Origin of the sequence: Halorussus pelagicus, from assembly GCF_004087835.1 — an archaeon.
In the GTDB taxonomy this organism is placed as follows: Archaea; Halobacteriota; Halobacteria; order Halobacteriales; family Haladaptataceae; genus Halorussus; species Halorussus pelagicus.
This window is the reverse complement of record NZ_CP035120.1, coordinates 277,660-303,357: the sequence shown is the minus strand read 5'-3', so window position 1 is coordinate 303,357 and position 25,698 is coordinate 277,660. Positions and strand designations below refer to the sequence as shown.

General features: G+C 66.0%; 25 protein-coding genes and 1 pseudogene. 16 read left to right on the top strand and 10 right to left on the bottom strand.

The genetic code is table 11. From position 1 onward, the window contains the following. Window positions 1-68: 68 nt before the first annotated feature. Window positions 69-1,346 (top strand): MFS transporter, encoded by a 1,278-nt coding sequence (locus EP007_RS16595; RefSeq protein WP_128478875.1) that lies wholly within the window; start codon window positions 69-71, stop codon window positions 1,344-1,346. 118 nt (window positions 1,347-1,464) lie between these two features. On the opposite strand, the gene EP007_RS16590 is transcribed toward EP007_RS16595, so the two are convergent. Further along, on the bottom strand, window positions 1,465-2,811 hold the full coding sequence (locus EP007_RS16590; RefSeq protein WP_128478874.1) for a cytochrome P450: 1,347 nt from the start codon (window positions 2,809-2,811) through the stop codon (window positions 1,465-1,467). A 143-nt stretch (window positions 2,812-2,954) separates the two neighbouring features. Between EP007_RS16590 and EP007_RS16585 the strand changes: the two genes are divergently transcribed. Both EP007_RS16585 and EP007_RS16580 read left to right on the top strand, forming a co-directional pair. Next, a complete protein-coding gene (locus EP007_RS16585; protein WP_128478873.1) occupies window positions 2,955-3,617 on the top strand; it encodes a helix-turn-helix domain-containing protein in 663 nt (220 codons plus the stop codon). A gap of 104 nt (window positions 3,618-3,721) precedes the next feature. Then, a complete protein-coding gene (locus EP007_RS16580) occupies window positions 3,722-4,771 on the top strand; it encodes an NAD(P)-dependent alcohol dehydrogenase (RefSeq protein WP_128478872.1) in 1,050 nt (349 codons plus the stop codon). Between the two features lie 31 nt (window positions 4,772-4,802). On the opposite strand, the gene EP007_RS16575 is transcribed toward EP007_RS16580, so the two are convergent. Beyond that, window positions 4,803-5,090 (bottom strand): hypothetical protein, encoded by a 288-nt coding sequence (locus EP007_RS16575; RefSeq protein ID WP_128478871.1) that lies wholly within the window; start codon window positions 5,088-5,090, stop codon window positions 4,803-4,805. A gap of 85 nt (window positions 5,091-5,175) precedes the next feature. Between EP007_RS16575 and EP007_RS16570 the strand changes: the two genes are divergently transcribed. Beyond that, the gene (locus EP007_RS16570) at window positions 5,176-6,141 is read left to right on the top strand and encodes a transcription initiation factor IIB (protein ID WP_128478870.1); all 966 of its coding nucleotides are present in this window, start codon (window positions 5,176-5,178) and stop codon (window positions 6,139-6,141) included. A 55-nt stretch (window positions 6,142-6,196) separates the two neighbouring features. Further along, a complete protein-coding gene (locus EP007_RS16565) occupies window positions 6,197-6,490 on the top strand; it encodes a hypothetical protein (RefSeq protein WP_128478869.1) in 294 nt (97 codons plus the stop codon). Here the strand turns inward: EP007_RS16565 and EP007_RS16560 are convergent, their stop codons facing one another. Both EP007_RS16560 and EP007_RS16555 read right to left on the bottom strand, forming a co-directional pair. Beyond that, a complete protein-coding gene (locus EP007_RS16560; protein WP_128478868.1) occupies window positions 6,491-7,252 on the bottom strand; it encodes a CPBP family intramembrane glutamic endopeptidase in 762 nt (253 codons plus the stop codon). A gap of 78 nt (window positions 7,253-7,330) precedes the next feature. Continuing rightward, window positions 7,331-7,774 (bottom strand): hypothetical protein, encoded by a 444-nt coding sequence (locus EP007_RS16555; RefSeq protein WP_243700497.1) that lies wholly within the window; start codon window positions 7,772-7,774, stop codon window positions 7,331-7,333. 83 nt (window positions 7,775-7,857) lie between these two features. Between EP007_RS16555 and EP007_RS16550 the strand changes: the two genes are divergently transcribed. The 4 genes and pseudogenes from EP007_RS16550 to EP007_RS16535 all read left to right on the top strand — a co-directional run bounded on the left by EP007_RS16550 (window position 7,858) and on the right by EP007_RS16535 (window position 10,396). Then, window positions 7,858-8,148, top strand: coding sequence for a Sec-independent protein translocase subunit TatA/TatB (locus EP007_RS16550; protein ID WP_128478892.1), 291 nt, complete (start codon window positions 7,858-7,860; stop codon window positions 8,146-8,148). Between the two features lie 101 nt (window positions 8,149-8,249). Continuing rightward, window positions 8,250-9,673 (top strand): annotated as a pseudogene (sufB, locus tag EP007_RS16545) (Fe-S cluster assembly protein SufB). A gap of 93 nt (window positions 9,674-9,766) precedes the next feature. Beyond that, window positions 9,767-10,135, top strand: coding sequence for a DUF7344 domain-containing protein (locus EP007_RS16540; RefSeq protein WP_128478867.1), 369 nt, complete (start codon window positions 9,767-9,769; stop codon window positions 10,133-10,135). A 75-nt stretch (window positions 10,136-10,210) separates the two neighbouring features. Further along, window positions 10,211-10,396 (top strand): hypothetical protein, encoded by a 186-nt coding sequence (locus tag EP007_RS16535; RefSeq protein ID WP_128478866.1) that lies wholly within the window; start codon window positions 10,211-10,213, stop codon window positions 10,394-10,396. Between the two features lie 127 nt (window positions 10,397-10,523). Here EP007_RS16535 and EP007_RS16530 read toward each other — a convergent pair whose 3' ends face one another. Further along, window positions 10,524-10,844 (bottom strand): DUF7344 domain-containing protein, encoded by a 321-nt coding sequence (locus EP007_RS16530; RefSeq protein WP_128478865.1) that lies wholly within the window; start codon window positions 10,842-10,844, stop codon window positions 10,524-10,526. Window positions 10,845-11,367: 523 nt separating this feature from the next. Between EP007_RS16530 and EP007_RS16525 the strand changes: the two genes are divergently transcribed. Further along, a complete protein-coding gene (locus EP007_RS16525) occupies window positions 11,368-12,171 on the top strand; it encodes a TrmB family transcriptional regulator (RefSeq protein ID WP_128478864.1) in 804 nt (267 codons plus the stop codon). A 51-nt stretch (window positions 12,172-12,222) separates the two neighbouring features. Here EP007_RS16525 and EP007_RS16520 read toward each other — a convergent pair whose 3' ends face one another. Further along, window positions 12,223-13,374: a M48 family metalloprotease gene (locus EP007_RS16520; RefSeq protein WP_128478863.1), complete on the bottom strand. Its 1,152-nt coding sequence runs from the start codon at window positions 13,372-13,374 to the stop codon at window positions 12,223-12,225. 69 nt (window positions 13,375-13,443) lie between these two features. Between EP007_RS16520 and EP007_RS18035 the strand changes: the two genes are divergently transcribed. The 4 genes from EP007_RS18035 to EP007_RS16500 are packed head-to-tail and all read left to right on the top strand — an operon-like array spanning window position 13,444 to window position 18,456. Beyond that, window positions 13,444-14,517: a DUF4129 domain-containing protein gene (locus EP007_RS18035; protein WP_243700496.1), complete on the top strand. Its 1,074-nt coding sequence runs from the start codon at window positions 13,444-13,446 to the stop codon at window positions 14,515-14,517. Beyond that, on the top strand, window positions 14,514-15,317 hold the full coding sequence (locus EP007_RS16510) for a DUF7269 family protein (protein WP_128478862.1): 804 nt from the start codon (window positions 14,514-14,516) through the stop codon (window positions 15,315-15,317). Before EP007_RS18035 ends, EP007_RS16510 begins: the two co-directional genes overlap by 4 nt. Further along, window positions 15,314-16,891, top strand: a complete 1,578-nt coding sequence (locus tag EP007_RS16505; protein WP_243700495.1) for a DUF58 domain-containing protein — start codon at window positions 15,314-15,316, stop codon at window positions 16,889-16,891. Before EP007_RS16510 ends, EP007_RS16505 begins: the two co-directional genes overlap by 4 nt. Further along, window positions 16,888-18,456 carry a hypothetical protein gene (locus tag EP007_RS16500; RefSeq protein WP_128478861.1) on the top strand — a complete coding sequence of 523 codons (1,569 nt, stop codon included), beginning with the start codon at window positions 16,888-16,890 and terminating at the stop codon, window positions 18,454-18,456. The genes EP007_RS16505 and EP007_RS16500 overlap by 4 nt, the downstream gene beginning before the upstream one ends. Before the next feature lie 35 nt (window positions 18,457-18,491). On the opposite strand, the gene EP007_RS16495 is transcribed toward EP007_RS16500, so the two are convergent. From EP007_RS16495 to EP007_RS16490, 3 genes are all read right to left on the bottom strand, one after another. Beyond that, complete coding sequence (locus tag EP007_RS16495) at window positions 18,492-18,887, bottom strand: CopG family ribbon-helix-helix protein (protein ID WP_128478860.1); 396 nt, start codon at window positions 18,885-18,887, stop codon at window positions 18,492-18,494. Between the two features lie 424 nt (window positions 18,888-19,311). Then, window positions 19,312-19,449 (bottom strand): hypothetical protein, encoded by a 138-nt coding sequence (locus EP007_RS17705; protein WP_166035698.1) that lies wholly within the window; start codon window positions 19,447-19,449, stop codon window positions 19,312-19,314. Window positions 19,450-19,580: 131 nt separating this feature from the next. After that, on the bottom strand, window positions 19,581-22,148 hold the full coding sequence (locus EP007_RS16490; RefSeq protein ID WP_128478859.1) for a heavy metal translocating P-type ATPase: 2,568 nt from the start codon (window positions 22,146-22,148) through the stop codon (window positions 19,581-19,583). A 349-nt stretch (window positions 22,149-22,497) separates the two neighbouring features. Between EP007_RS16490 and EP007_RS16485 the strand changes: the two genes are divergently transcribed. Then, window positions 22,498-24,063 carry a uracil-xanthine permease family protein gene (locus tag EP007_RS16485; RefSeq protein ID WP_128478858.1) on the top strand — a complete coding sequence of 522 codons (1,566 nt, stop codon included), beginning with the start codon at window positions 22,498-22,500 and terminating at the stop codon, window positions 24,061-24,063. 138 nt (window positions 24,064-24,201) lie between these two features. After that, window positions 24,202-24,696, top strand: coding sequence for an acyl-CoA thioesterase (locus EP007_RS16480; RefSeq protein WP_128478857.1), 495 nt, complete (start codon window positions 24,202-24,204; stop codon window positions 24,694-24,696). A gap of 15 nt (window positions 24,697-24,711) precedes the next feature. Here EP007_RS16480 and EP007_RS16475 read toward each other — a convergent pair whose 3' ends face one another. Next, entirely contained in the window at window positions 24,712-25,698 is a 987-nt protein-coding gene (locus EP007_RS16475) for a ribonucleotide-diphosphate reductase subunit beta (protein ID WP_128478856.1), read from the bottom strand.

Genomic DNA, 25,698 nt, shown 5'->3' with positions numbered 1-25,698 from the left:
AAGACAGAAGTCCTACATAAATCGGCTTCCGGGAAACCCCATTAGGGCGGCCAGAGTTGTTTTAGATAATGGGAGACCTCCGAGGCGTCGTCCGGCGCTACTACGCCTACAAGATGACCAACGCCTACGGCTTCTACCTGCCAGTGAGCGTCGTCTACCTCACGCAGGTCAAAGGCTACGGGATGGAGGTCATCGGGCTGACCGGCGCGGCGTTCCTCTTCGCGGAGGTCGTGGCCGAGATTCCGACGGGCTACGTCGGCGACCGCATCGGTCGCCGGGCCAGCCTCGCGGCCGGAAACCTCCTGTCGGCGGTCACGCTCGGTCTCTGGGTCGTCGCCGACTCGCCGCTGGCCTACGTCGGCCTGAACGTCGTCTGGGCGTTCGGGTGGGCGTTCCGGTCGGGCACGGGCAAGGCGTGGCTCTACGAGATACTGGACGCCCACGGCGAGGCCGACGAGTTCGCCCGCGTCAGCGGTCGCGCCAACACCGCGCTCCTGCTGACCTCGGGAGCGACCGCGGTCGCCGCGGGCGCGCTCGTGGCGGTCGATTGGTCGCTCCCGTTCCTCGCCAACGCCCTCCTCTCGGCGCTCGGGATTCCGATTCTGGCGACGCTCCCGACCGTGGCCAGCGAGCGCGAGGACGCCGAAGGCGACGACGCTCCGGGCGATGGAGACGCCGCGGCGGTCGCGGACGAGACGTTCACCGTCGGCGACGCGCTCCGAACGCTCCGCCTGCAAGCCCGACGGCCCGAAATCCGGTGGTTCGTCGCGTTCGCCGCGCTGGTCTACACGCTCTTCGAACTCTCGCGGACCTTCGAGCAACCGGCGATGACCGCCGCGGGGGTCTCGGTGCCCGCGCTCGGACTGCTCTACGCCGGGTTCAAACTGGTCTCGGCGGTCGCGGCCGCCAGCGCCGGGTGGATAGAACAACACCTCGGCGTCCGCGGAGCTTTGGGCCTGCTCGTGCCACTCCTCGGCGCCACCTACGCGGCCATCGCGTTCGCGCCGGTGCTGGTGGTCCCGGTCCTCTTCCTGACCCGAGGAGCGCGAAGCGTGTTCCGACCGCTCCGGAACCAGTACCTCAACGACCGCGTGGAGAACGTCGGGCGCGCGACGGTCCTCTCGGGCGCGACGATGGTCTTCTCGCTGGTCGCCGGAGCAACCAAGGTCGGCGGCGGGTACGCGGCCGCGGCGCTCGGGCCGATTCGGTTCCTCGCCGCGAGCGCCGTTGTCCTGACCGCGGGCGCGAGTCTGGTCTGGGTCGCCGTCTCGCCGGTCAGACCGACGGGCGAGCGCGACGACGCCGGAAGCGACTCGGAAGTCGGTGCACCGGCGGCGACGGATTGAGGTGGCTCGTGGCCCGTCATCCGGTCCGTCATCCGGCCCGACGCCGAGCGCATCTGGCGGAGAATCGAGGGGGCGCTGTCAGCGTGAGAGTTCGGTTGGGGGCCTCGCTCGGTCGCCCTCAACGCTCGTGGACGGTCATGGGAATCTCGTCCTTCGGGCGGGCGGTCACGGTCGCCATCAGGTCGAGTTCGGTGCCGGGAGTGAGTTCGAGGTGATACTGCTGGTAGATGGTCGCCAACAGGAGGCGGGCCTCCAGCATGGCGAACCGGTCACCGATACAGCGGCGCGGTCCGGCCGCGAACGGGAAGTAAGCCAGTTTCGGGAGCGAACTCTCGAAGTCGTCGGTCCAGCGGCCGGGTCGGAACGCCAGCGGGTCGTCGTACCAGCGGTCGTCCCGGTGGACGACCCACTGGTGCATGCGAATCGTCGCGCCCGCGGGAATCTCGTAGCCGTCGATGATGTCGGGTTTGACCGGTTCGCGGACGATGCCGGGGACCGGCGGATAGAGTCGCATCGACTCTTTGACCACCTGCTCGGTGTAGGTCAGTTCCGAGAGGTCGGCCATCGTCGGCGTCTGGCCGTCCAGCACCTCGTCGAGTTCCGCGACGAGTCGGTCCTCGACTTCGGGGTGGCGGGCGAGCGCGTAGGCCGTGAACGTCAGCGAGAGCGCGGTCGTCTCGTGGCCCGCCAGCAGGAGCGTCACTACTTCGTCACGTATCTCTTCGGTCGAGAGATTCTGGTCGTCGTCGTCGGTCACGTCCAACAGCATCGAGATAACGTCGCGGTCGGTCGGGTCCGCCCGTCGCTTCTCGATGAGGTCGTAGACCACCCCGTCGAGTCGCTCGCGAGCGCGCTGGATGCGGAGCCGCGAGGGCGTGGGGACCTCCTCGGGCAGGACGAAGTTCGACACGCTCTCGGAGGCCTCCATGAACTCTTCGAGCGCCGAGCCGATGTCCTCGACGTACCCCTCGATGTCCACGCCGAACAGCGCCCGCGCGACGATGCGGAGCGTCGCGGTCATCATGTCCTCGTGGAACAGGCGCGTCTCGCCGTCGTCCCACGTCGATAGCAACTCCTCGGTAGCGTCGGTCATCATTCCAGCGTACTCTTCGATGCGTTCGGGGTGGAACGCGGGTTGGATGAGGTGGCGATTGCGTCGCCAGACGGAACCCTCGCTGTTCAGGATGCCGTCACCGGTGATGGGCGAGAGCGTGCGCTGGAAGCTGTCGCCTTTGACGTAGTTCTGGTTGTTCTGGACGAGGACCTGTTCGATATGGTCGGGATGGTTGAGTTGATAGACCGGCCCGTCTATCTCCTCCCACGCCACGATATCGCCGTACTGGCGAGCGTTTCGCGTCATGAAATCGAACGGTTCGCGGACGAACGCAAGGTAGTTGCCGACGACCGGGAGCCCGTCGGGACCCGGCGGCAACTCGTCGGCAGTCGGTGGGGCGTCGCTGCTCATGTCTAGTTGATACGTGGGGTCCCAGCGACCTACGTCTGTATCCGAATTTCCTAGGTGTGTTTAAGTACGTCGAGCCGAAACGCTCCGACAGAAAGTGGCGAAACCCCGGTGGCCGACCGGGGTCGCCCGCGACGATTACCCCGATGAGATACGCGACAGTCACCCTGAGGTGGACCGGCGAACGAGTGCATCCGGTAGGCGAAATCTTCGCGCACGAGGAGTCCGTCACCGTCGAGGCGATTCGGTACGTCAGCCCGGTCGGAGAGGGCGAATACGTGGAACTGCTCGAACTCAGCGGCGACGTTGACCGGGCGCGGGCGCTGTTGGCCGAGTCGTCGGCGGCACTCGAACACGACGTCACCGGGGACGGGACCAGCGGCGTCGCTTACGTCCAGTGTCGGACCGCCGGACTGGTCGAGGACCTTCTCGCGGTCCTCCACGAGCACGAAATCGTCCTCGACTGGCCGATGCGGTTCTACGGAGACGACGCCCGAGGATTGCGGGTGACGGTCATCGGAACGAGCAGAGCCATCCAGCACGCGGCGGGCGACCTCCCCTCGGGAGTGGAGTTAGACCTCGAACGGACGGGCGAGTACGAACCGGACACGGGTCAACTCTCCCAGATGCTGACCGAGCGACAGCTCGAACTCTTCGAGTTGGCCGTCCGAGAGGGGTACTACGAGGTGCCCCGAGAAACGACCCAGCAGAACCTCGCCGAGTCGCTGGACCTCGCAACCGCCACCGTGAGCGAACACCTCCAGCGAATCGAGTCGAAGCTGGTCGCAACAGTCGTCGGACCGGCGTGAGGAACGGCGGGTCGAATCTGCCCGACGACGTTCGAGTCGAGATTACGGGGCGGCGCTCTGCCGGGATTGAAGTACGATGAGGTCATCAGTTAGCTGGGAGAACAATGCAGGCATTCGTCATGAACGGCGTCGGCGAGACGCGGATGACCGAGAAGGAGAGACCACAACCGGGACCGAACGACGCCATCTTGAAGCCGACGGTCGCGCTCATCTGTACCTCCGACGTTCACACCGTCCACGGAGCTATCGGTGAGCGAGAGAACCTGACGCTCGGCCACGAGGCCGTGGGCGTCGTAGACGAAGTGGGGTCGGAAGTCGAGCGATTCAGCGAGGGCGACCGCGCTGTCGTGGGAGCTATCACGCCCGAGTGGGGGTCGGCGGCCGCCCAAGACGGCCACCCGTCCCAGTCCGGCGGGCAACTCGGCGGCTGGAAGTTTGCAAACGAGAAAGACGGCGTGTTTGCCGAGTACGCCCACGTCAACGAGGCCGACGCGAATCTGGCCCACATTCCCGACGGCGTGACAGACGAGGAGGCCGTCTACGTCTGCGACATGCTGAGTACCGGCTTTGCGGGAGCCGAGAACGCCGCAATCCCGATGGGCGGGACGGTGGCGGTCTTCGCGCAGGGACCGGTCGGTCTAATGGCGACGAAAGGCGCGCGACTGCAAGGTGCAGGACGGGTCATTGCCGTCGAGAGTGTCCCCGAACGACAGGAGTTGGCCCGCGAGTACGGCGCGGATGAAATAGTCGATTTCGAGGCGGTAGACCCGGTCGAGCGAATTCACGAACTGACCGACGGCGAAGGGGTAGACGCCGCAATCGAGGCGCTCGGGAGCGAGGAGACGCTGGCCGACTGCGTGGCGGTCACCAAGCCCGGCGGCACTGTCTCGAACGTCGGCTACTACGGCGAGGGCGGGACCGTGGACATCCCGCGCGAGGCGTGGGGCGTCGGGATGGCCGAGAAGGACATCGTGACCGACCTCTGTCCGGGCGGGAGCGTCAGACTCGGCCGACTGCTTCGACTCATCGAGGCCGGGCGTGTGGACCCGACGAAGATGACGACTCACGAGTTCGACTTCGAGAACATCGAGGAGGCCTTCGAGTTGATGGCGTCGAAAGAAGACGGCGTTATCAAACCGCTGGTACGGTTCTGAACCGTCGCGTCGCCTCGGGAGGCGACGAGGCTCAGTATTCCTCGGCGTCCAGTTGTTCGAGGTGCTGTTCGAGTTCGGGGTACTCCTCGACGCGGACGAAGCCGTACTGGCCGCCGCCGTAGAAGCTTTCGGGGAGTTCGCGCTCGACCAGCATCGTCTCGGGGTCGGCGTCAACGTGGTTGAGTTTGCCGAGCGGGACGACGCGGGCCGTCTCGTCGCCGTCGAGACAGACCACGGTGCGTTCGCGCACGAGAACCGCGTCGAACTCCAGCGCGTCGTACTCGTCCACGGTGAACACTGTCGGGTGGGAAGATGCCATATCGGACACAGACACGACGGACTAATAAAACGCCCTGCCGAGCGCGCGTAGGGTTTATCTATGGCACTACCTTACTAACAGACTCATGACCGGGCCAATCCGCCAGCGCGAGCGTGAGCAAGGGGTCGAGACCGAGCAGGAGGAGTCAGAAGAGACGCAGACGTGTCCGGAATGCGAGGCCGGAAACCTGATTGCGGACGCTGGCGGAAGCGAGTTAGTCTGCGAGGACTGCGGACTCGTCGTGGAGGAGCGCAACGTGGACCGCGGCCCGGAATGGCGCGCGTTCAACCACCAGGAGCGCCAGAACAAGAGTCGCGTCGGCGCGCCCACGACGAACACGATGCACGACAAGGGCCTGACGACGACCATCGACTGGAAGAACAAAGACGCCTACGGCCGGTCGCTCTCCTCGGAGAAACGCAGTCAGATGCACCGCCTGCGCAAGTGGCAAGAGCGCATCCGGACCAAGGACGCTGGCGAGCGCAACCTCCAGTTCGCCCTGAGCGAACTCAACCGGATGTCGTCGGCGCTCGGTGTGCCCCGCTCCGTACAGGAAGTGTCGTCGGTTATCTACCGGCGCGCGCTCAAGGAAGACCTGATTCGGGGCCGCTCCATCGAGGGCGTCGCCACCAGCGCGCTCTACGCCGCCTGTCGGAAGGAGGGCATCCCGCGAAGCCTCGAAGAGGTCTCGGAGGTGTCGCGGGTCGAGCGCAAGGAAATCGGACGGACGTATCGCTACATCTCGCAGGAACTCGCGCTCGGGATGGAGCCGGTAGACCCCAAAAAGTACGTCCCGCGATTCTGCTCGGAACTCGACCTGACAGAGGAAGTCGAGAGCAAGGCCAACGAGATTATCGACGTGACCGCCGAGAAAGGGCTTCTCTCGGGCAAGTCGCCCACAGGATACGCGGCCGCCGCCATCTACGCGGCGTCGCTGCTCTGCAACGAGAAGAAGACCCAGCGCGAGGTGGCCGACGTGGCCCAAGTGACCGAGGTCACCATCCGAAATCGGTATCAAGAGCAGATCAAGGCCATCGGACTTTACAACTGAGCGGCCGTACGTCCACGCGAGCGGCACCGAACGAGTGTGGCGAGAGAGTTTGATAATGGAAACGGGAATTGGTCAGCGCTTCGAGGAACGACTCGGCGAGGAGTTCGGCGGCGACGCCGGGACTAGACGGGTCGTCGCCCGACAGGCGCGGGACTTGGCGGACTCAGGGCAGTTCCGGTTCCACATGGACAGGGAGTTGACCGCAGCGGTCGCCGTCGAGAACCTTCAGGACGCACCGGAAGACCTCACGCTCCCCGAGAAGTGGAACTGGTGGATGGGCGCGCTCGAACTCGCCTACGGCGGGTACGACCGCTTCCGAGTGGTGCGCTGGAGCGGTAAATCGGGCTAGTCACTGGGGCAGTCCGCCAGTCGCCCCCAGATACGCGAGGTAGAACTGGACGGCGTTGAACGCCCCATGAATCAGCGACGGGACGACGATGTTTCCGGTCCGCTCGTAGGCGAGACCCAGAATCGGCGAGAGGACTAGCAGAATGGCGATGTACGCGAGTTTTCCCGCCCCTTGCAACGAGAAGACGTGAACCGCCGCGAAGACGACGCTCGCCGCGGCGATGGCGACCCACGGCCCGAACGCCTCCCGGAGTCGCCCCTGTACGACGCCGCGGTAGAGCAGTTCCTCTCCCGGCCCGATAAACAGAAACGAGAGGGGAACCAACAGGAGGAAGACTCGGGGGTCCTGTTCGCCGAACTCCGTGACCGCGTTCGACGCCGACTGCACGCCTAGTAGCGTGAAAATCGTCGAGACGACAATGAGACCTGCGAACAGGCCCAGCGTCCCGAGGACAGACCACCCCACGTCTCGGAGCGTCGGAATCCGGACTTTCACGAAGTCGAAACCGCGGTCGGTGGACGCCAAATAGCCGAGCGCGAAGGTGCCGAACGCGACGCCCTGCCCCATCACGACCGAGAGACCGAGCAGGAGCGCGGGGCGGTCCATCAGCGGTACGCCCGCGAACATCACCGCGAGCGTGGCCACGGCGACGATGACGGCCGCGAAGACGTAGCCACCGACGCCGAGCGCCGCCGCGACGACCAGCGAGCGAGGCTTCGAGGACGACCGCGCCGGTCCGGAGTCTACGGTGGTGGTCTCCATGGAACCGTATTGGACCTGCTGAGAGATAAGTCGTCTCCCCGGCAGGAGGGTCGTCGTTCGCGCTGTGGCCGAAACGCCTCAGACGAACTCGACGTGAACTGCTTGCTCGGGCGTCTCCGGGCCGCGCGCGTACTGCGAGCGGTCCGCACTCGTGCGCTCGATTTCGAAAACGCGGAGCAGAACGACCAGTCGGCCGTCCGAAAGCGAGGCCCGAAGCACCGGCCCGCGACTCGTCGCCGTCACGTACGGCGGGGCCGCGACGGGCGACGCCGACAGCGAGCGCCCGGTCGCGCGCACGGCACCGACGAGCAGGTCGGGTAGGCGCGGCCACACGCCCGCGGCGTCGAGCGCCGCACGAAGCGGGTCGGCGACCGCGCCGGGGTCGCCGGTGGTCTCGGCATCCCACGTTTCGGCGACCGCGTCGGCGCAATCGAGAACGCTCTCGACGGTTTCCCGGTGGGAATTGAGGAGGAATCGGCGGGCGCTGTCAGCGAGAATCGAAGAGTCGGGGGAGTCGGTCACGGCTCTGCGTTCCAGTTTGGGTGCTGAAGGGAAAACCTCGGGGGAAAAGCCTACAAGTGAGGGGCCAATCGATGCAGGTAGAGATGGTAGAGATGATTCCACTATTCGGGCCGATTCCGGGCGGAATGGAGATGATGGTCATCCTCCTCATCGCCGTCCTGCTGTTCGGCGCGAACAAGATTCCCAAACTCGCGCGTTCGACGGGCGAGGCCATGGGCGAGTTCAAGAAAGGGCGTCAAGAGATCGAAGAAGAGCTTCAGGAAGCACAGAGCGAAGTCAACCCGACGAGCGGAACCGACGGCGTCGCCGACCCGAAGGAAGTCCGAGAGACGGACACCGTCAGCGAGACGGACACCGACGCATCGGAAGCGTAACGACGACGGGTGACTTTTCGACCCTCTCGTAACCATTTTCAGTTTCTTCGAGAGCCGTATCGACCCCGAGGTTAAGGGGCTTCGGTACCGAGTTGGAGTACATGAGTAGTGACGAGCTTCAGGAAACCAACACGGAGGAACGTTTCGCGTTCAAGAAAGACGAGAGCGCGGCACTCAAATCCGACAAGGGGCTGACCGAAGAAGTGGTTCGGCTCATCAGCGAGGACAAGGGCGAACCGGACTGGATGTTGGAGCGACGGCTCCGGGCACTCGAGCATTGGAACGAGATGCCGATGCCGACGGACTGGCCCGGCCAGCCGGACCTGACCGAGTTGGACGTAGAGGAAATCGTGCCGTACATCCGGCCGGACGTGGACAAACGCGAGGGCGCGGATAGCTGGGACGACCTGCCGGAAGACATTCAGGACACTTTCGAGAAACTGGGCATTCCGGAAGCCGAGCGCAAGGCGCTGTCGGGCGTCGGCGCCCAGTACGAGTCCGAAGTCGTCTACCAGAACATGCAGGAGCAGTGGGAAGAGAAGGGCGTCGTGTTCTGCAACATGGACGAGGCCGTGCGAGAGCACGAAGACCTCGTCAAAGAACACTTCATGACCTCCTGTGTCCCCCGAGCGACAACAAGTTCGCCGCGCTTCACGGCGCCGTCTGGTCGGGCGGAAGCTTCGTCTACGTCCCCGAAGACGTGACCGTCGAAATGCCCGTGCAGGCGTACTTCCGGATGAATTCGGAAGGGATGGGCCAGTTCGAGCACACCCTCATCATCGCCGAGGAAGGCTCGGAAGTCCACTACATCGAGGGCTGTTCGGCACCCAAGTACGGGAGCCACAACCTCCACTCGGGCGGCGTGGAAGTCTTCGTCGGCGAGGACGCCCACGTTCAGTATTCGACCGTCCAGAACTGGTCGAAAAACACCTTCAACCTCAACACCAAGCGCGCCATCGTCGAGAAGGGCGGCCGGATGGAGTGGGTGTCCGGAAGCATGGGGTCGAAAGCGACGATGCTCTACCCCTGCACCATCCTGAAGGGCCGCAACGCGTCGGCGAACAACATCACCATCGCGTTCGCTGGCGAGGGCCAGAACATCGACACCGGCGCGAAAGTCTACCACAACGCGCCCCACACCAAGTCCACCATCGAGTCCAAATCCATCAGCAAGGACGGTGGCCGCACCAACTACCGCGGTCTCGTCCACATCTCGGAGGGCGCGGAACACTCCTCCACATCGGTGGAGTGTGACGCGCTGATGTTCGACAACGAGTCAACGTCGGACACGATGCCGTACATGGAGATCGACGAGTCGAAAGTGGACGTGGCCCACGAGGCGACGGTCGGGAAAATCGGCGACGAGGACGTGTTCTACCTCCAAAGCCGTGGCTTGGACGACGACGACGCCAAGCAGATGATCGTCTCCGGGTTTATCGAGCCGATTACCGAGGAGCTACCCATCGAGTACGCCGTCGAACTCAATCGACTCATCGAACTCGAAATGGAAGGCAGTCTCGGGTAAGCGCCGAAAGTCCGCCGTCTAGACTTCTTCTGCCGATATTCGACGCCCGACCGAATGCGATAGCCGTTTAAGGGAGAAAGAAAATTGTCGGGTATGACCGGCGACCCCGCCGCTGGAAGCGACGAAAATCGCGGCGGGTCACTCGAACTCGACGACGTATTGACGCTCCTTAGCGACCGGTATCGACGCCATTGCCTCGCGTGTCTCGACGGCCTGCCCGTGCCGGTAACGCTCGAAGGCCTGACCGACCAAGTCGCGGGCCGAGAGTTCCAGCAACCGCCCGACAAGGTGTCGATGATAAAACGGACCCAGATAGCCACCGCGCTCCACCACACCCACCTGCCGAAACTGGAGGAGGCCGGAATCATCGTCTACGACACCGACGAGGGGAAAGTGACCGAAATTACGGTCGAACCGCCACTCACGAGCTTTCTCGACAAGATTCGACGACACGAAGGGTAACCCGGCAAAATTGGGGGGTGAAACGACAAGGAGTGACGCCGCAACCGCAAAGTCCTCTCGCCCGTGAAGTAGAGTATGGCGACAGAAACGCAGACTGACGGCGGTCGGTCACGGTTCGGAACGCTGGTTCTGCTCGCGCTGACCTTCGCGGTCGGTTACGTCCTCGGCTCCCGAGGCGACGGCGAGACCGGGGAGTGGGAAGACGTGGCGAGCGAACCCACAGAAATTACGATTAACGGCGACGACGAGAGCGAAGAGTAGAATCGCGTCTCTATCCGAATTTTCCACACGGCGTCGCGTCGCCAGCGCGCGCCGCGCGCTGGCGCGGTGGATGACTCCCCGCAGTTTCGCCCGTCGCTTCGAGCCGTCACGACACCGCGATTCGAACCTACAGCTCGGACACGAACCCGACGATGGCCTCCAGTTTCTCGTCGGGACAGTACCGGACTTCGCCCGACCGCGCGTCATACTCGACGACGCCGTACTCCGCCAACTTCGGCAGGTGAACGTGGTGGAGTTCGGCCTTCGGCTTCGAAGTCGAGGGCGCTCCGCCGTCGGTTTCGACCTTCGTCCGCACGAGGTACTCCATCAGAGCTTCGACCGACGCCGACTCAGTATCGTTGCGGTCGAAGTATTCGATCACTTTCCGCCGCTCTTCGCTCGCTAGCAAGGCCAGCGAGCGATCCATCAGGTCGGGGTCGTCGTTCATTGTCGCTCCCAGCGGAGAGTCATCATGCTATCAACTATTCGGGCGAGAGACGGATTAGTTCGGCGTTGTACCGAGTCCTCACTGATACGACACGGACTGTGGTGGAAAATTGAAACCGGCGGTAGATGTCTCGTGACGGCCTGTAGCACGGTTTACCCAGTTCCTCACAGGTCGAGGTCACGGTTCGAGTGGCTTCGAGTCGGACGAGTTGTAGGTCGAGCGAGCGAGAGATTTCCGCAAAAGACGCGTCTAGTCGTTGTGAAGTGGACACGCGGCGAAGTAAGTGGTTGGGACACTACTAGCCGCGTGTCAAGATTCTCTTTGAAGGCCGAACCTATGTAGCTTGTGTGATTAAATGAGTGAAATAGGAAACGCCGATTTGTGTTAGACATATCACGTCGAGCGGAGAATGAGACCTCGTCGGAAGGGTAGCAAAAACGAGTGGCGAGACACGACAATGCCTAAAGGCGAGAGTCCCCAAACATCCGTATCTCCGGGATTTCCCGGTGGTGGTTGGGACACCATGGTCGATAACGACAAACAAGAACAGGCCGCTGGATTACTCCAGCAACTCGGCCTGAAAGAGTACGAGGCGAAGTGTTTCGTCGCCCTGATGCGCAAGGAGACGGCGACTGCCAAGGAGGTAAGCGAAATCGCGGACGTGCCCCGAACGCGGGTGTACGACGCGATTCGCGTGTTGGAGGCGCAGGGACTCGTGGAAATCCAACACACGAACCCGCGCCAGTACCGAGCGGTTCCGCTCGAAGAGGCCGCCAAGACGCTCCGGCGGCAGTACGAGTCTCGCGTGGACGAGTTAGAGGAAACCCTCGACGACATCGAACCCGCGAACCCGTCCGGGGACAAAGTGACCCACGAGGTCTGGTCGCTGTCGGGCAAGGAGGGAATCACGACTCGCACGCTCCAACTCCTAGAGGACGCCGAGAGCGAGGTGGTCCTCGTTGTCAGTTCGCCGTCGGTCGTCACCGAGGAGTTGGTCGAGCGACTGAACGAGACCGCCGAGCGGGGCGTCCCGGTCCTCGTCGGAACGGTCACCACGGCGTTGCGCGACGAACTCCGGGAGAAGGTCCCGAACGCGGAGGTGTTCCTCTCCGAACTCGACTGGCTTCACGACGATGGCACCGACGGCGAGGTGGCCATCGGCCGGATGTTGCTGATGGACCGCGAGACGATACTCCTGAGTTCGATACACGAGGACGGTCAGATGGAACGGGCCATCTTCGGCCGCGGGTTCGAGAACGGTCTCGTCGTCATCACGCGGCGACTGATGGCGACCGGACTGGCGACGCTCCGAGACCACAAACCGTAGCGCGTCCCGACCACGATAGTTTCCCGCGAATAGAACCGACCGAGACGACGCCTACCGATACTCGTCGCCGCTCTCGCCCGCGAGGTCCCGGAGTCGCGCGACTCGCTCCGCGGTCGCCGGATGCGTCGGCACCTCGATTGGCAGGCCGGAAAGAGGGTCCTCAGTCGCGTCCTCGCCGTCCGACTCCTCGGGCGCGACGACGCCGTGAGGTAGAAAACAGAGTTCCCGGACGCCGCTGGCCCGCGCGTCCTCGGTGGGGTGGGCGGGCGCGTCGGCGTCCAACGTCTCCAAGGCGCTGGCCATCGCCGCGGGGTCGCCCGCGGTCAGCGCCCCGGCACGGTCCGCCGCAAACTCCCGATAGCGCGAGAGGTAGCCGCTCAGAACCGCGACCGGGAGCGCCAGCAGGCCGAGCGCGACCCCGCCGAACAACACCGTGAATCCGACGAACCCAGCGAACGCGACCAGCGAGGCGACGCTGAACGGCGGCGCGCCGACCAATGCAGTGCTGGCCGCGTAGCCTGCGATTGCGGCGACGCCGAGCGCGAGCGACCGGACGGGACCCGGCGCGTCGGCGACGAACGAGTAGTCGTCGTTGGCCAGCGCCGGAAGGAAGGTGGCCAGCGTCATCACCGCCGCGTCGCGGTTCTGGAGGTGCGCGAGTTCGTGGGCCAGCACCGCGTCAAGTTCGGACTCCGAGAGCGCATCGAGCAGTCCGGTCGAGACGACCACGGTTCCGTCCCGCAAATCGCCGACCGTGAAGCTGTTAGCTACATCGGTCTCCGCGACGGCGACCCGCGGTGGGGTCACGCCCGCGGTCTGGGCGAGTCGGCGAACGCGAGCGTGGAGGTCCGGGTACTCGGTCTCCGAGACCGGCCGGGCGTCGGCCGCCGCGAGCGCCTCCCGGCGCGTGTACCGGAGTTGCGCCCACGCGAGTGCGAGCGTCGCGGGCGCAACGAGCGCCACGAGCGCGAGCCACGACGCCGACCCCGCTCCGACCACCGCGACCAGCCACGGCCGGAACAGGTACGCGAGGACGGCAACGAACGCCGCGTCGGCGGCCAGCACCAGCGCGAGCGTGAGCGCGATGCGGTGAGTCAGGCCGAGCGTCTCGCCGGAGGAGTCGGCGATTCCGGTTGAGTCGGCGTTGCTGGCGTCGTTGGCGTCGTCGGGCGGGCCGGGGTTCGGGGAAGCGTCTCGTGACATGGAGGGCAGACAGATTACATCTATGTTGGAGAGGGAAGATATATTTGACTGAAAGTTTTCGTCTCTTTCGTGTCCCGCGAACGCCGCCGCGCCGCCCTCGCCGCCCTCTGCGTCCTCGCGGTCGCCCTCGCCGCCACCCTCCTGCCCGCCAGCGGTTTCGGGAGTCAACCCGCTGGCGTCGGGGTCGGTGGCGACGCCGCGGACGCCCCCGGCGGAGGCGGCACCGACGCGCCCCGACAGACCACCGAAGCGACCGCTCCGCCCGCCACGACGGCGCAGGACGCCGAGACGACCACGTCCGACGGCGGAGACGAAACGACGACTACGACGACGACCACGGCCACGACAACGACGACCGGGACCGCGCCCAGCGGTTCCAGTCCGTTCGCCGGAGCCGACCTGTTCGTGACGGCCGCCACCGGACTGTTCGGACTGGTCGGTCTCCTCGCGCTCGTCGGGTTCTCCACTGGCGTCCTCGAAGTCAGCAGTCGGGCCGCCGGAGCGCTCCCGTTTACGCTCACCATCGGCGGGACGCCCCTTGGCGCGCTCGTCGGGCGGATACCGGCTCGGACGATGGCGACAATTGTGGCCCTCTCATCGTCGGTTCCGCGACTGTTGGACGATGCCGCGTCGCTCGCCGGAGCGGTCGGCCGAAGCCTCGGGAGCGTCCTCGGGGCCGCCGGACGCGGCACCGCCGAGGCGTTCCGAATCGGCGCGAAGGGTCTCGCGCTGACCGTCACGTCGATTCCGCGCGCGCTCGCCGGACTGAGCGCGGGTCTCGGCGTCTTCTCCGGTCTCGGCAACGTCAGCATGCCGAGCCTGGGTCGCGGCGGGAGCGACGACGGCGACGACCGAAATCGCTCGACTTCATCCGACGAGCAGGCCGACCCGGTCCCGCCCACCGTCGAAGAGGCGTGGGAAACTATGCGCGACCGCGTGCCAGTCCGGAACCGGCGCGCTCGGACACCGGGCGAAGTCGCGCGGGCCGCCGCCCGTCGGGGGTTCCCCGACGAGGCCGTCCGGCGACTCACCGACTCCTTCCGGGAGGTCCGATACGGCGACCTCCCCCGAGACGAGCGAACCGACTCGGCGCGCTCGGCGCTCGACCGACTCCGCGACTACTGGCGGGGTGACGAGAAGTGATTCCGCGACTGCTCGGCCGAGCGAGCGCGAAACTCCAACAGCGCCGGACGCTCGCCGTCATCGGCGGCGGGTCGCTGGCGCTGGCGGTCGGCGTCGCCTTCCTGCCGTGGCTGTTTCCGGCCGCCGTCTTCCGGCCGCTCTCGACGGTTCTCGCCTCGCCCGCCTCGATTTTCGTCGTCGCCGGAGCCGCCGGACTTCTCGGCATGCAGGCGCTCCGAGCGAGCGCGACCCCGGCGAGCGACGACGAGAACGACCGGCTCGCCGAGTGGGCGCCCGCGAGAGAACCGGAGCGGGCCTACTTCGAGGAGCATCGGACCACCGGCGAGCAGATAGATTCGGTGTTCAACGCGAACCGCGAGGACACCCGGAAGTTCAGTTCGCGCCGCCGGACTGCCCAGAATCGCATCCGGGAGACCGCAATCGCGGTGGTCGCCGACGCCGAGCGAATCGACGAGGAGCGCGCGGCCGAGCGCATCAGCGCGGGGTCGTGGACCGACGACCCCCGCGCGGCGGCTTTCCTCGGCGGGCGACATCTCGCGCCGCTCCGGACCCGAATCCGGGACTGGGCCAGCGGCGAGCGCTTCGAGCGGTGGGCGACCCACGCGGTCGAAGCAATCGACGCCATCGACCAAGGGGAGACCGCGAACGGCGGCGAAAGCAGCGAAGCAAGCCGCTTCGACGGCGGCCCGCACAGGTTCGATAGCGAACTGGACGACCTCGCCGACGACACAGACAACCTCGCGGGCGAATCCGAAAGATTCGCCCGCGAGACCGAGCGCGACCGGGAGGTGGCGCGATGAATCTCGGCATCGCCACCCCGTTGGTCGCGCTCAGAGTCTTCGCAGTTGCCCACATGGAAGATTTCTGGACCGTGAGACCGGGCCACGATATGCTCACCCGAGAAGTCTTCCAAGCGATGAGCGGCGGCGACGGCGACGGAGTCGATGACGACGATTCGACAGACGATGACGACGCGAGCGACGCGTCGGCGGACGACGAACCGGAAACGAGCGACGAGACGACCGACGAAGAGCCGACCACCGAGGAATCGACCGAGAGCGACGACCAGCCGCCGGAGACCAGAATCGGCCCGCGGTGGGACCCCGGAACGACGGTGGCGCTCCTCGCGGGCGCTGGCGGCATCCTGACGAAGAACACGACGATGTTCCTCGCGGCCGCGGTCGGGTTCGCCTACGCGGCCTACCGCTACGGCACCCGAGCGCCGGAGGTCTCAGTGGCAGTCGAGCGCACCATTTCTGACCGGTCGCCCCTACCGAGCGACGAGGTGGAAGTCACGCTGGCGCTCCGAAACGAGGGCGAGGAGCCGATTCCTGACCTCCGAATCGTGGACGGCGTCCCCGAGCAACTGGGCGTCTCCACGGGGTCGCCCCGTCTCTGTACCAGCCTCCAACCCGGCGAGACGGCGGCGTTCTCCTACGAGGTCCGCGCGCGGCGCGGCACCCACGAGTTCGGCGAGACGCGACTGCTCGCCCGGAACGTCAGCGCGAGCGCCGAACGCCGGCGGACCTGCGAGGCCGCACTCGCCGACGCGCACGACTCCGACGAGACGGCCACGATAACCTGCGAGACACGGGCCGACGACGTGCCGCTCCCGGCCGAGACCTCCTCGTACCCCGGCCAACTCACGACCGACTCGGGCGGCGAGGGCGTGGAGTTCTACGCCACGCGCGAGTACCAGCCCTCTGACCCGATGAGCCGAATCGACTGGAAGCGCTACGCCAAGACCCGCGAGTTGACGACCGTGGACTTCCGGGAGACGCGCGCCGCGACGGTGGTCGTCGTCGTGGACGCACGGACGCCCGCCCACGTCGCGCGCCGGTCGGGCGAACCCGACGCCGCGGAACTGAGCGAGTACGCCGCCGAGCGACTCGCCGAGGCGTTCGCCCGGCGCAACGACCGCGTGGGACTGGCGCTGTTCGGCCCGAGCGAACGCTACCTCGAACCCGGCGGCGACGGGCAACTGGCCCGCATTCGCGCGGAACTCGACGCGACGTTGGAGGCGAGCGACCACGGCGCGAGTATGTTCGACTCGAACCGACGCCAGCGGGCCAACGAGTCCAGATTCGAGACGCTCCGCAAGCGACTCCCCGACGGCGCGCAGGTCGTCTTCCTCTCGCCGATGGCCGACGACTACGCGGTCGAAGTCGCCGAGCGATTCAGCGCCTACGGCCACGCCGTGACCGTCGTGAGTCCGAACGTGGCCGACTCGGGCACGACCGGCGGCACCGTCGAGCGAATCGAGCGCGAGCGACGACTCAGCGACCTGCGCGGCCCGGTTCGGGTCGTAGACTGGTCGCCCGACGAACCGATTCGAAGTGCGGTCTCGAAGGCGACAGCGAGGTGGTCAGGATGAGTTTCGACGTGAACGACGCGAACGGCGACATCGACCCGACCGACGACGGAATGGGTGACGGAATCGGCGACGGAACGAACACCGAAACCGAGAGCGGGGAGGACGCCGCTCCGGAGCGCCGCGCGACGCCATTCAGCGGAACCCTCGCGGTGCTGGTGGCGGCGCTCGCGGGTCTCGCGCTCGGGGGCGCGTCCGGAACCGCGCCGAGCGTCGCGGCGAGCATCGCAAGCGGCGCGCTGGCCGCGCTCGGCGTCCGAGCCATCCAGTCGGAGACGAACGCCCGGCGAGCGGTCGGCAGCGTCTGTCTCGTCGCTGGCGTGGCCGCCTTCGCAATCGTGACAGCGCTGGGCGGCGGCGCAGTCGCCCTGCTCGTCGGCGGGGGCGTCGCGGCGGCCGCGACCAACGCCGTCGTCTCGTTCGACGAGCGAGTCGAGCGCCCGGCCATCCGGTCGCTCTGGCGCTCGGCAACGGTGCTGTTGGTCGGGAGCGTTCTCGCGCTCTGCCTGTACGCGAACCTGTTCGGCAAGACGTTCGGCGTCGTCGGCGGCGAACTCGTCGCCGTCGCGGCGTCGAGCGCGCTTTCGCTGGTGGTCGTCCTCCAGTTGGAACTGCTAGCCATCAGCGAGTTGGTCCACTGGGCCGTGCCGGTCCTCGACGGCTGGCTCCCCGAGAATCGGAACGTCCGGGCCGCGGTCCTCGAACGGTTCGACGTTCGGCTCTGGGAGGTGCCGCGGGGCTACTGGGCGGTGCTGGGCCTGCAAGTCCTGCTCGCGCTCTCGTCGTGGGGTCCGGCGTGGTTCGGCGCGTTCCTCGACTCGCTGTCGATTTTGGGCGACGCGCTCGAACTCCTGTTGGTCTCGGGCATTCTCCACCTGCCGCTGGCCGCGCTGGTCGGCAGTCTCCTCGTCGTCCTGCTCGCTCGGAGCGTGCAACTCCTCTTCGTGGAGTGGGCCGGGAGAGACCCGCCGCGAGCGGTGGCCCACGCCGCGGGCGGACTCGTGGCGCTCGGCGTCGCGGCCCTGCTGGCGCTCGCGCCCGGCGACGCGCTGGCGTCGGTCGCCGGGTCCGGGTGGGCCGAGACCGTCGAGGTGGTCGGCCCGACCGGGGCGCTCGCGGGCGGTCTCGCGCTCGTCCTCTTCGCCGTCGCGTTCGCGCAGGGAATCCTCGCGGTAGCCATCTCGCCGTGGGTCGGGACCGACTCCGCGGGCGGATTCGCGGTCGCTGGCGGGGCGCTGACGGTCGCCACGCTGGTCGTCGCCGACGACGGCGGGTCCGCCATCGCCGTCTTCGCCGGGGTCGCCGCCGCGCTGGCGGTCCACGACCTCGGGTCGAACGCCGTCGAAGTCGGCGCGAAAATCGGCCGAGACGCCGAGACGCGCGCTGGCGAGGCGGCCCACGCGGTCGGCGGCCTGCTCGTCGGCGCTGGCGGCGTCGCGCTGGCGACCCTGACCGCGTTCACTATGGGGTCGGTGTCGTTCTCGCCGCCCGCGTGGCGCGCCCGGTTGGCGGTTGCGCTCCTGCTGGTCGCGGTGCTGTGCTTCGCGGTGCTGTTCGAGCGGGGGTAAGCGCGACAGGAGGCGAATCGACCGCGAACCGACCGCTACTCCCGGTCCGCACTCAGAACCGTCACTTTCACGCGCGCCACGGCGTCGAAGTCCCGGAGTCGATAGACCAGTTCTCGGACCTGCTCGGCGGGACCCTCGCAGAACGCGGTCTCCATGCACCAGTCGCCCCGATGGACGTGGTTGGTCGCGGTGATGACCTCGCCGAACTCGTGTTGGACCGCGTGGAGGTCGTGGACCACCGCGTCGTGTTCGTAGTCGTAGGCCAGCACCGCCAGCATCTCGCCCTCGACGGCTTCGAGTTCGGCGTGGGACTCGACGTACTCGCGCATGGCCTCGCGGACCGCGCGCGAGCGAGAGTCCAACCCCTCGGCCTGCCACGTCTCGTCGAAGGCCGCGAGTACGTCGTCGGGAATATTGAGACTCGTTCGCATGTTCGGAGGTTTCTGGTCGAGGGGATTGGGTATTTCGGGTTCAAGGTCGGGAGTAGGGCTTCCAAAATTTGGCCGCTGCGTTACGACGGTGAACGTCGGGTGGAGGACGACCGTGAGGGTGAGGTCAGGGTACGACGATGGAAACCGAGTCGGGGCTAGCTACTGCCGACGCCAATCAAACAGCACCGCGACTGCCCCGCACAGCACCGCGTCAGCCTCACACCTCCCCAACTGCTTGCGTTGATCGGCCATAGGCCTGCGCTACTCAGCCCTCGCGCGGATGGGCGCGACGCACATGGCGTACGCGCCCGCACGCGCCGGAGTGATGATTCCACCGAGCGAAATCGCGTGTCGAGGTCGAATCGGAGCGAGCGAAGTGGTACAGACCACGAGACGCGCCGCAGTCCGAAAAAATCCGGAGCGTCTACGCGCCGCCGCGCTTTCGGGAGTCCGAGCGCGCGAGCAGTCGAATTCCTTGCCAGATTGCGAGACCGGCGAGCGCGCCGACCACCACCGCCATCGGGTCGAGTCCTTCATGGCCTGCGTGGAGGGGGACGAACATGCGACCGGCTACGACCCGGTTCCTTCTGAACGTTTCGCCCGCGGCATGGACGGCCGACCGAACGGGTACTCGGCAAAATGGAAAGACAGGAAAGACGGGAACGACGGGAAAGACAAGAGAGACGCGCGGACTTACCGCAGGAACCCGAGCAGTTCGTAGTCGTGGTCGGGCGTGTACTTGCGGAAGAGCAGACTGTTCGTCAGGACGCTCACGCTGGAGAACGCCATCGCGCCCGCCGCCAGCACGGGTTGGAGTAGGCCGAGGCTGGCCAGCGGAATCATCGCGGTGTTGTAGCCGAGCGCCCAGAAGAGGTTCTGCTTTATCTTTGCCAGCGTCCCTTCCGAGACCCGGATGGCCTTCAGCACGTCCGCGGGGTCGTCGCGCATCAGCGTCACGTCCGCGGCCTCGATGGCCACGTCGGTACCCGACCCGATTGCCGCGCCGACGTAGGCCGCCGCGAGCGCGGGCGCGTCGTTCACGCCGTCGCCGACCATCATCGCCTCGCGGCCCTCGCTCTGAATCGACTCCACGGCGTCGGCCTTGTCCTCGGGCAGGACCTCCGCGCGGACGTTCTCGGGGTCAATACCGACCTGCTCGGCGACGGCGCGGGCCGTGCGCTCGTTGTCGCCGGTAATCATCATCACCTCGCGGTCGGTCTCGCGGAGTCCGGCGACCGCCTCCTTGGCGCTCTCTTTCACCGTGTCGGCGTCGGCGACGACGCCCACCAGTTCGCCGTCCACGGAAACGAGCATCGCCGTCTTCCCCTCGCGTTCGAGGCGTTCCATCGGTTCCTCGGCCCGCGAGCTATCGATACCCTCGTCGTCCATCAGTTTCCGGTTGCCGACCAGCACCTCGCCGTGACTCGTCGTCGCGCGCACGCCGTGGCCGGGCACGTTCTCGAAATTCTCGGGGTCCTCGATGGTGAGACCCCGCTCTTGTGCGCCCTCAACGATTGCCTTCGCGAGGGGGTGTTCGCTCCCTTTCTCGGCGCTGGCGGCGGCCGCGAGGACGAACTCCTCGTCCGCTTCGGGATGGGTGACTGCGCCGCCGTCCGCCGCGGGACCAAGCGCCACCACGTCGGTCAGGCGCATCTCGCCCTCCGTCAGGGTGCCGGTCTTGTCGAAGACCACGGTGTCCACGTCGCGGACGCGTTCGAGCACGTCGCCGCCCTTGAACAGGACGCCGTTCTGCGCGCCGATGGAGGTCCCGACCATCGTCGCGGCGGGAGTCGCCAGTCCGAGCGCGCAGGGACAGGCGATGAGGACCGCCGAGGCGAACACGACGATTGCGAACTCGAAGACCGAGATGGTGCCGCCCGCGAGTTCGGGACCGCCAGCGACCAGTTCCCACAGCGGGAGCGACTGGACGAATCCGGCGAGCGCGTCGGGGAAGAGGAACCAGAGCGCGCCCCAGACGAGCGCGTTCGTGATGACCACGGGGACGAAGTACGCCGAGATTCGGTCGGCGACCTGCTGAATCTCGGGTTGGCGGCTCTGGGCCTCCTTGACGAGTTGAACGATCTGCTGGAGCGCCGTCTCGGAACCGACCTTGGTCGCTTCGACCTTCAGGACGCCGTTCTCGTTGACCGTCGCGCCGACCACGTCGTCGCCGGGCGACTTCTCGACGGGGACCGACTCGCCCGTGACCATCGACTCGTCAACGGCGCTATCGCCCTCCCGGACGACGCCGTCGGTCGGAATCTTCTCGCCGGGCCGGACGACCATCAGGTCGCCGACCGCCACGTCCTCGACCGGGATTTCCACCTCGTCGCCGTCCCGGACGACGGTGGCGGTGTCGGCCTCCATCTCCAGCAGTTTGCGCAGGGCGTCGCTGGCTTGGCCCTTCGAGCGCGCTTCGAGGTAGTTGCCGAGCGTGATGAACACGAGGATGAGCGCGGCAGTGTCGAAGTAGTAACTGCCCGCCACGAGGTCCAGCAGGACCGCGACGCTGTAGAAGTACGCGGTCGAAGAGCCGAGCGCAATCAGCACGTCCATGTTCGCGGTCCGGTTCACGACGACAGCCTTGTAGGAGTTCTCGTAGAACTCCTTGCCGAGGAAATACTGGACCGGGGTTGCGAGACCGAACATGACCAACCCGAGCGGAATGCCGAGGAGGTCGCCTTTGAGCAGGTCGTCGAACAGGAAGTGTTCGAGCATGAAGAAGACCAGCGGTGCTGAGAGGACCGCGCCCAGAAGCGTCAGGTTCCGCTGGCGGCGAATCTCGGCCTTTCGGGCGTCCTGGCGTCGGTCGCCCGAGGTCTCGCCGTCGGCGTCCGAGTCGTTCTCACGGACGGGTTCGTAGCCCGCCGACTCGATGGCGTCGTAGAGCGCGTCGAGGTCGGCGTCGTTGGGGTTGTACCGGACGGTCCCCTCGTCGGTCGCGTAGTTGACCTCCGCGCTCACGACGCCCGGCGTCGCTTCGAGCGCCTGTTCGTTGGTCTCCGAACAGTTCGCACAGGACATCCCGGAGATGCCGATAGTGACCTGCTGGGCCACCGGGTCGTAGCCCGCGTCCTCGATAGCCCCGTAGATGTCGGCCAGCGAGACGACTTCGGGGTCGTACTCGACGGACCCCTCGTCGGTGGCGAAGTTGACGTTCGCCGAGTCGATACCGTCCAACTCGCTCAGGGCGTCTTCGACCGTCCCCGAGCAGTTGGCGCAACTCATGCCTCGTATGTCGAGGTGTGCGGTTCGCGCCATAGTGTCCTCCTTGGAAAAATATACGGGTCCCACATTAATGCGATTTGTCCCTAACAAATATCGGTTAGTATCTCCTGAATTCTTTTCTAGCTAGAGTTCAAAGGCATCTCAATTTTTGTTTCTAAACCATCGCCGCAGGTTCGAGAGGGACGCGACCCGATGTGCGAATGATTCGCACTCGCGTGCACCGACCGTCAGATAGATTGCCGGTAGTTGACTGGCTTGAACTGATGAGGACTGTTGCAGCTCGAACCGGTCTCGACGGCGGTCGAGGCGGGGTATTCGGGCGGGGTGTCTGTGCAAGTACCGAAGGGAAAACGAACGGGGAGAACGCCCCGGAGGAGTCGAGATGAGCGGGAGCGACGACGCGGACGACCCCGAACCGGCAAGTTTCGTGGAGTACGGCATCGAGGACAGGCCGCCGCTCGGCGAGTCGATACTGCTCGGGTTCCAGCACTACCTGACGATGATCGGCGCGACGGTGGCGATTCCCCTCGCGCTGGCGACGGCGATGGGGATGCCCGAAGGAGCGACCGCGCGACTCATCGGCACGTTCTTCGTCGCCTCGGGGATCGGGACGCTGGCCCAGACCACCATCGGGAACCGCTACCCCATCGTGCAGGGGGGCACCTTCTCGATGCTCGCGCCCGCGCTCGCCATCGTCGGCGTCCTGAGCGCGCAGAACGCCGACTGGCAGACGATGTTGCTCTACCTGCAGGGTGCGGTCATCGTCGCCGGAGCGACCGAGATGCTCATCGGCTACTTCGGAATCATGGGGTGGCTCAAGCGGTACATGAGTCCGGTGGTCATCGCGCCGACCATCGCGCTCATCGGCCTGACGCTGTTCAACGCGCCACAGATTACGAACCCGAATCTGGGCGCGCCCGGCACGGGGCAGAACTGGTGGCTGCTCGGCCTGACGCTCGCGCTCATCGTCGGCTTCTCGCAGTACCTCGACGACTACAACCGGGCGTTTCGGCTCTTCCCGGTCCTGCTCGGCATCGGAACCGCGTGGGTCGTCGCCGCGGCGCTGTCGGTGACGGGCGTGTTCGCCGAGGGGTCCGTGAGCTACGTCGCGGTGTCGAGCATCTTCGAGACCCGACTCGTCCAACCTGTCGCGCCCTTCCAGTGGGGCGTCCCGAAGTTCCGCCTCTCGTTCGTCATCGGGATGATGGCGGGGATGGTCGCCTCGGCCATCGAGAGCTTCGGCGACTACCACTCGGTCGCCCGGATGGCGGGCAAGGGCGCGCCGAGTAGCAAGCGCATCGACCACGGCATCGGCATGGAGGGCGTCGGCAACGCTCTCGCGGGCGTGATGGGAACGGGCAACGGCCTGACCTCCTACACCGAGAACGTCGGCGCTATCGGCATCACGGGCGTCGCCTCGCGCTACGTCGTCCAAATCGGCGCGGTCACGATGCTGCTCGTGGGCTACTTCGGACCCGTGGGCCAGTTGTTCGCCACGATTCCCGACCCCATCGTCGGCGGTCTCTACGTCGCCATGTTCGGCCAAATCGTCGCGGTCGGTCTCTCGCAGTTGCAGTTCGTGGACCTCAACAGCAACCGGAACGTGTTCGTCGTCGGATTCGCGCTGTTCGCCGGACTGGCGATTCCGTCCTACATGTCTCAAGTCGGGAGCGCCGACGCCTTCCGCGAGGGGATGGCCAACGTGGCCGTCCTCGGCCCGGCTCTCGGCACGGAACTCGTCTCGACCACCGTCTTCGTCATCGGCGGCACGGGGATGGCGGTCGGCGGCATCGTCGCGTTCGTCCTCGACAACACCATCGAGGGGACCCGCGAGGAGCGCGGTCTGACCGAGATGAAGGCGATGACCGAGGACGACAGCGACTTCGAGTCGTTCTGGGACCGATTCGGCTCCGGCGGTAGCGAGGAGTCGGCGCGGCGCGCCGACTGACCGCGACGCCGTCTCTTTGCCATCGTCGGGCGACTGGAGTCCGTTCGAAACTTCGGGCGACTGACGACTATGAAAGTTCGTTTGAATTACTGCAATCCTAGTGGTTTTATCCGGCGCGAGAGCGCAGTGGGAAGCGACATGCAACAGCAGTCGGCACGCCGGACCGCGACGTTGGACGACTCGCACACCGAGACGACCGAGATTCTGATGCCCGACGACACCAACAACCTCGGCCGGGCGCTGGGCGGGTCGGTCCTCCACTGGATGGACATCTGCGGAGCCATCTCCGCCCGGCGGTTCTCCCGCCGACAGGTCGTCACGGCGTCGATGGACCACGTTGACTTTCTGGCCCCCATCGACCTCGGCGACGTGGTGGTGACGGAGGCCTACGTCTTCGAGACGGGCGAGACCAGCATGGAGGCGAAGGTGAACGTCTACGCCGAGCGCCCGAGCGACGAGGAGCGCCGCGAGACGGCGAGTTCCTTTTTCACGTTCGTTGCGCTTGACGACGAGGAGAACGCCGCGGCGGTCCCGGACCTCCGGTGTCCGACCGACGAGCAGGAGGAGAAACGGGAGCAGGCGCTTGCAGAGCGAGCGCGACGGCGCGAGGCGTTGGCAAAGAAAGAGCGATAAATAGGGGGACGGAGATTACCAGTCTAAGGAGCCGCCGGAGCGGTACTCCGTGACCTGCGTCTCGAAGAAGTTCTTCTCCTTGTTGAGGTCGGTCGCCTCGGACATCCACGGGAAGGGATTATCCGTGCCGTAGGACTCGGGCAGGTCGAGTTGCCGGAGGCGGCGGTCCGCGACGTATTCGACGTACTCGGCGAACTGCTCGGGACCCATGCCCAGAATCTCGTCGGGGCAGGCCTCGCGGGCGTAAATCTGTTCGAGTTCAACGGCCTCCTCAATCATCGCGGCGATTTCGTCGCCGAACTCGTCGGTCCAGACGCCGGGGTTCTCCTCGCGGATGGTGTTGATGAGGTCCACGCCGAACGCGAGGTGGACCGACTCGTCGCGCATGATGTACTCGAACTGCTGGCCGATGCCGACCATCTTGTTCTGGCGCTTGAGTCCGAGCATCATGGCGAACCCCGCGTAGAAGAAGATGCCCTCCATGACGACGTAGAACCCGACCAAATCCCGGAGGAACTCGCGCACGTCCTCGTCGGTCCGGAGTTCGAAGTCGTCGTCGAGGATGGACTCGGTCATATCCACGACGAACTCGTCTTTCTGCTCGATGGACGGTACGTCGTCGTACATCCCGTAGACGTAGTCGGGGTCGAGACCGAGCGAGTCACAGCAGTAGATGAACGTGTCGGTGTGGATGGCCTCCTCGTAGGCCTGCCGCAGGAGGTACTGGCGACACTCGGGACTGGTGATGTACTCGTAGATGGCCAGCACGATGTTGTTGGCGGTCAGCGACTCGGCGGTCGAGAAGAACCCGAGGTTCCACTCGACCAGTCGGCGCTCGGCGTCCGAGAGCGCGTCGCCGTTCCACTGGGTCGCGTCCTCGCCCATCGGAATCTCCTCGGGCACCCAGTTGTTGTCGATTCCGGCGCGGTAATACTCGCGCGCCCAGTCGTACTCGATGGGCAGTATCTTGTTCGGGTCGGTTTTGTCGTCGTCAATAATCAT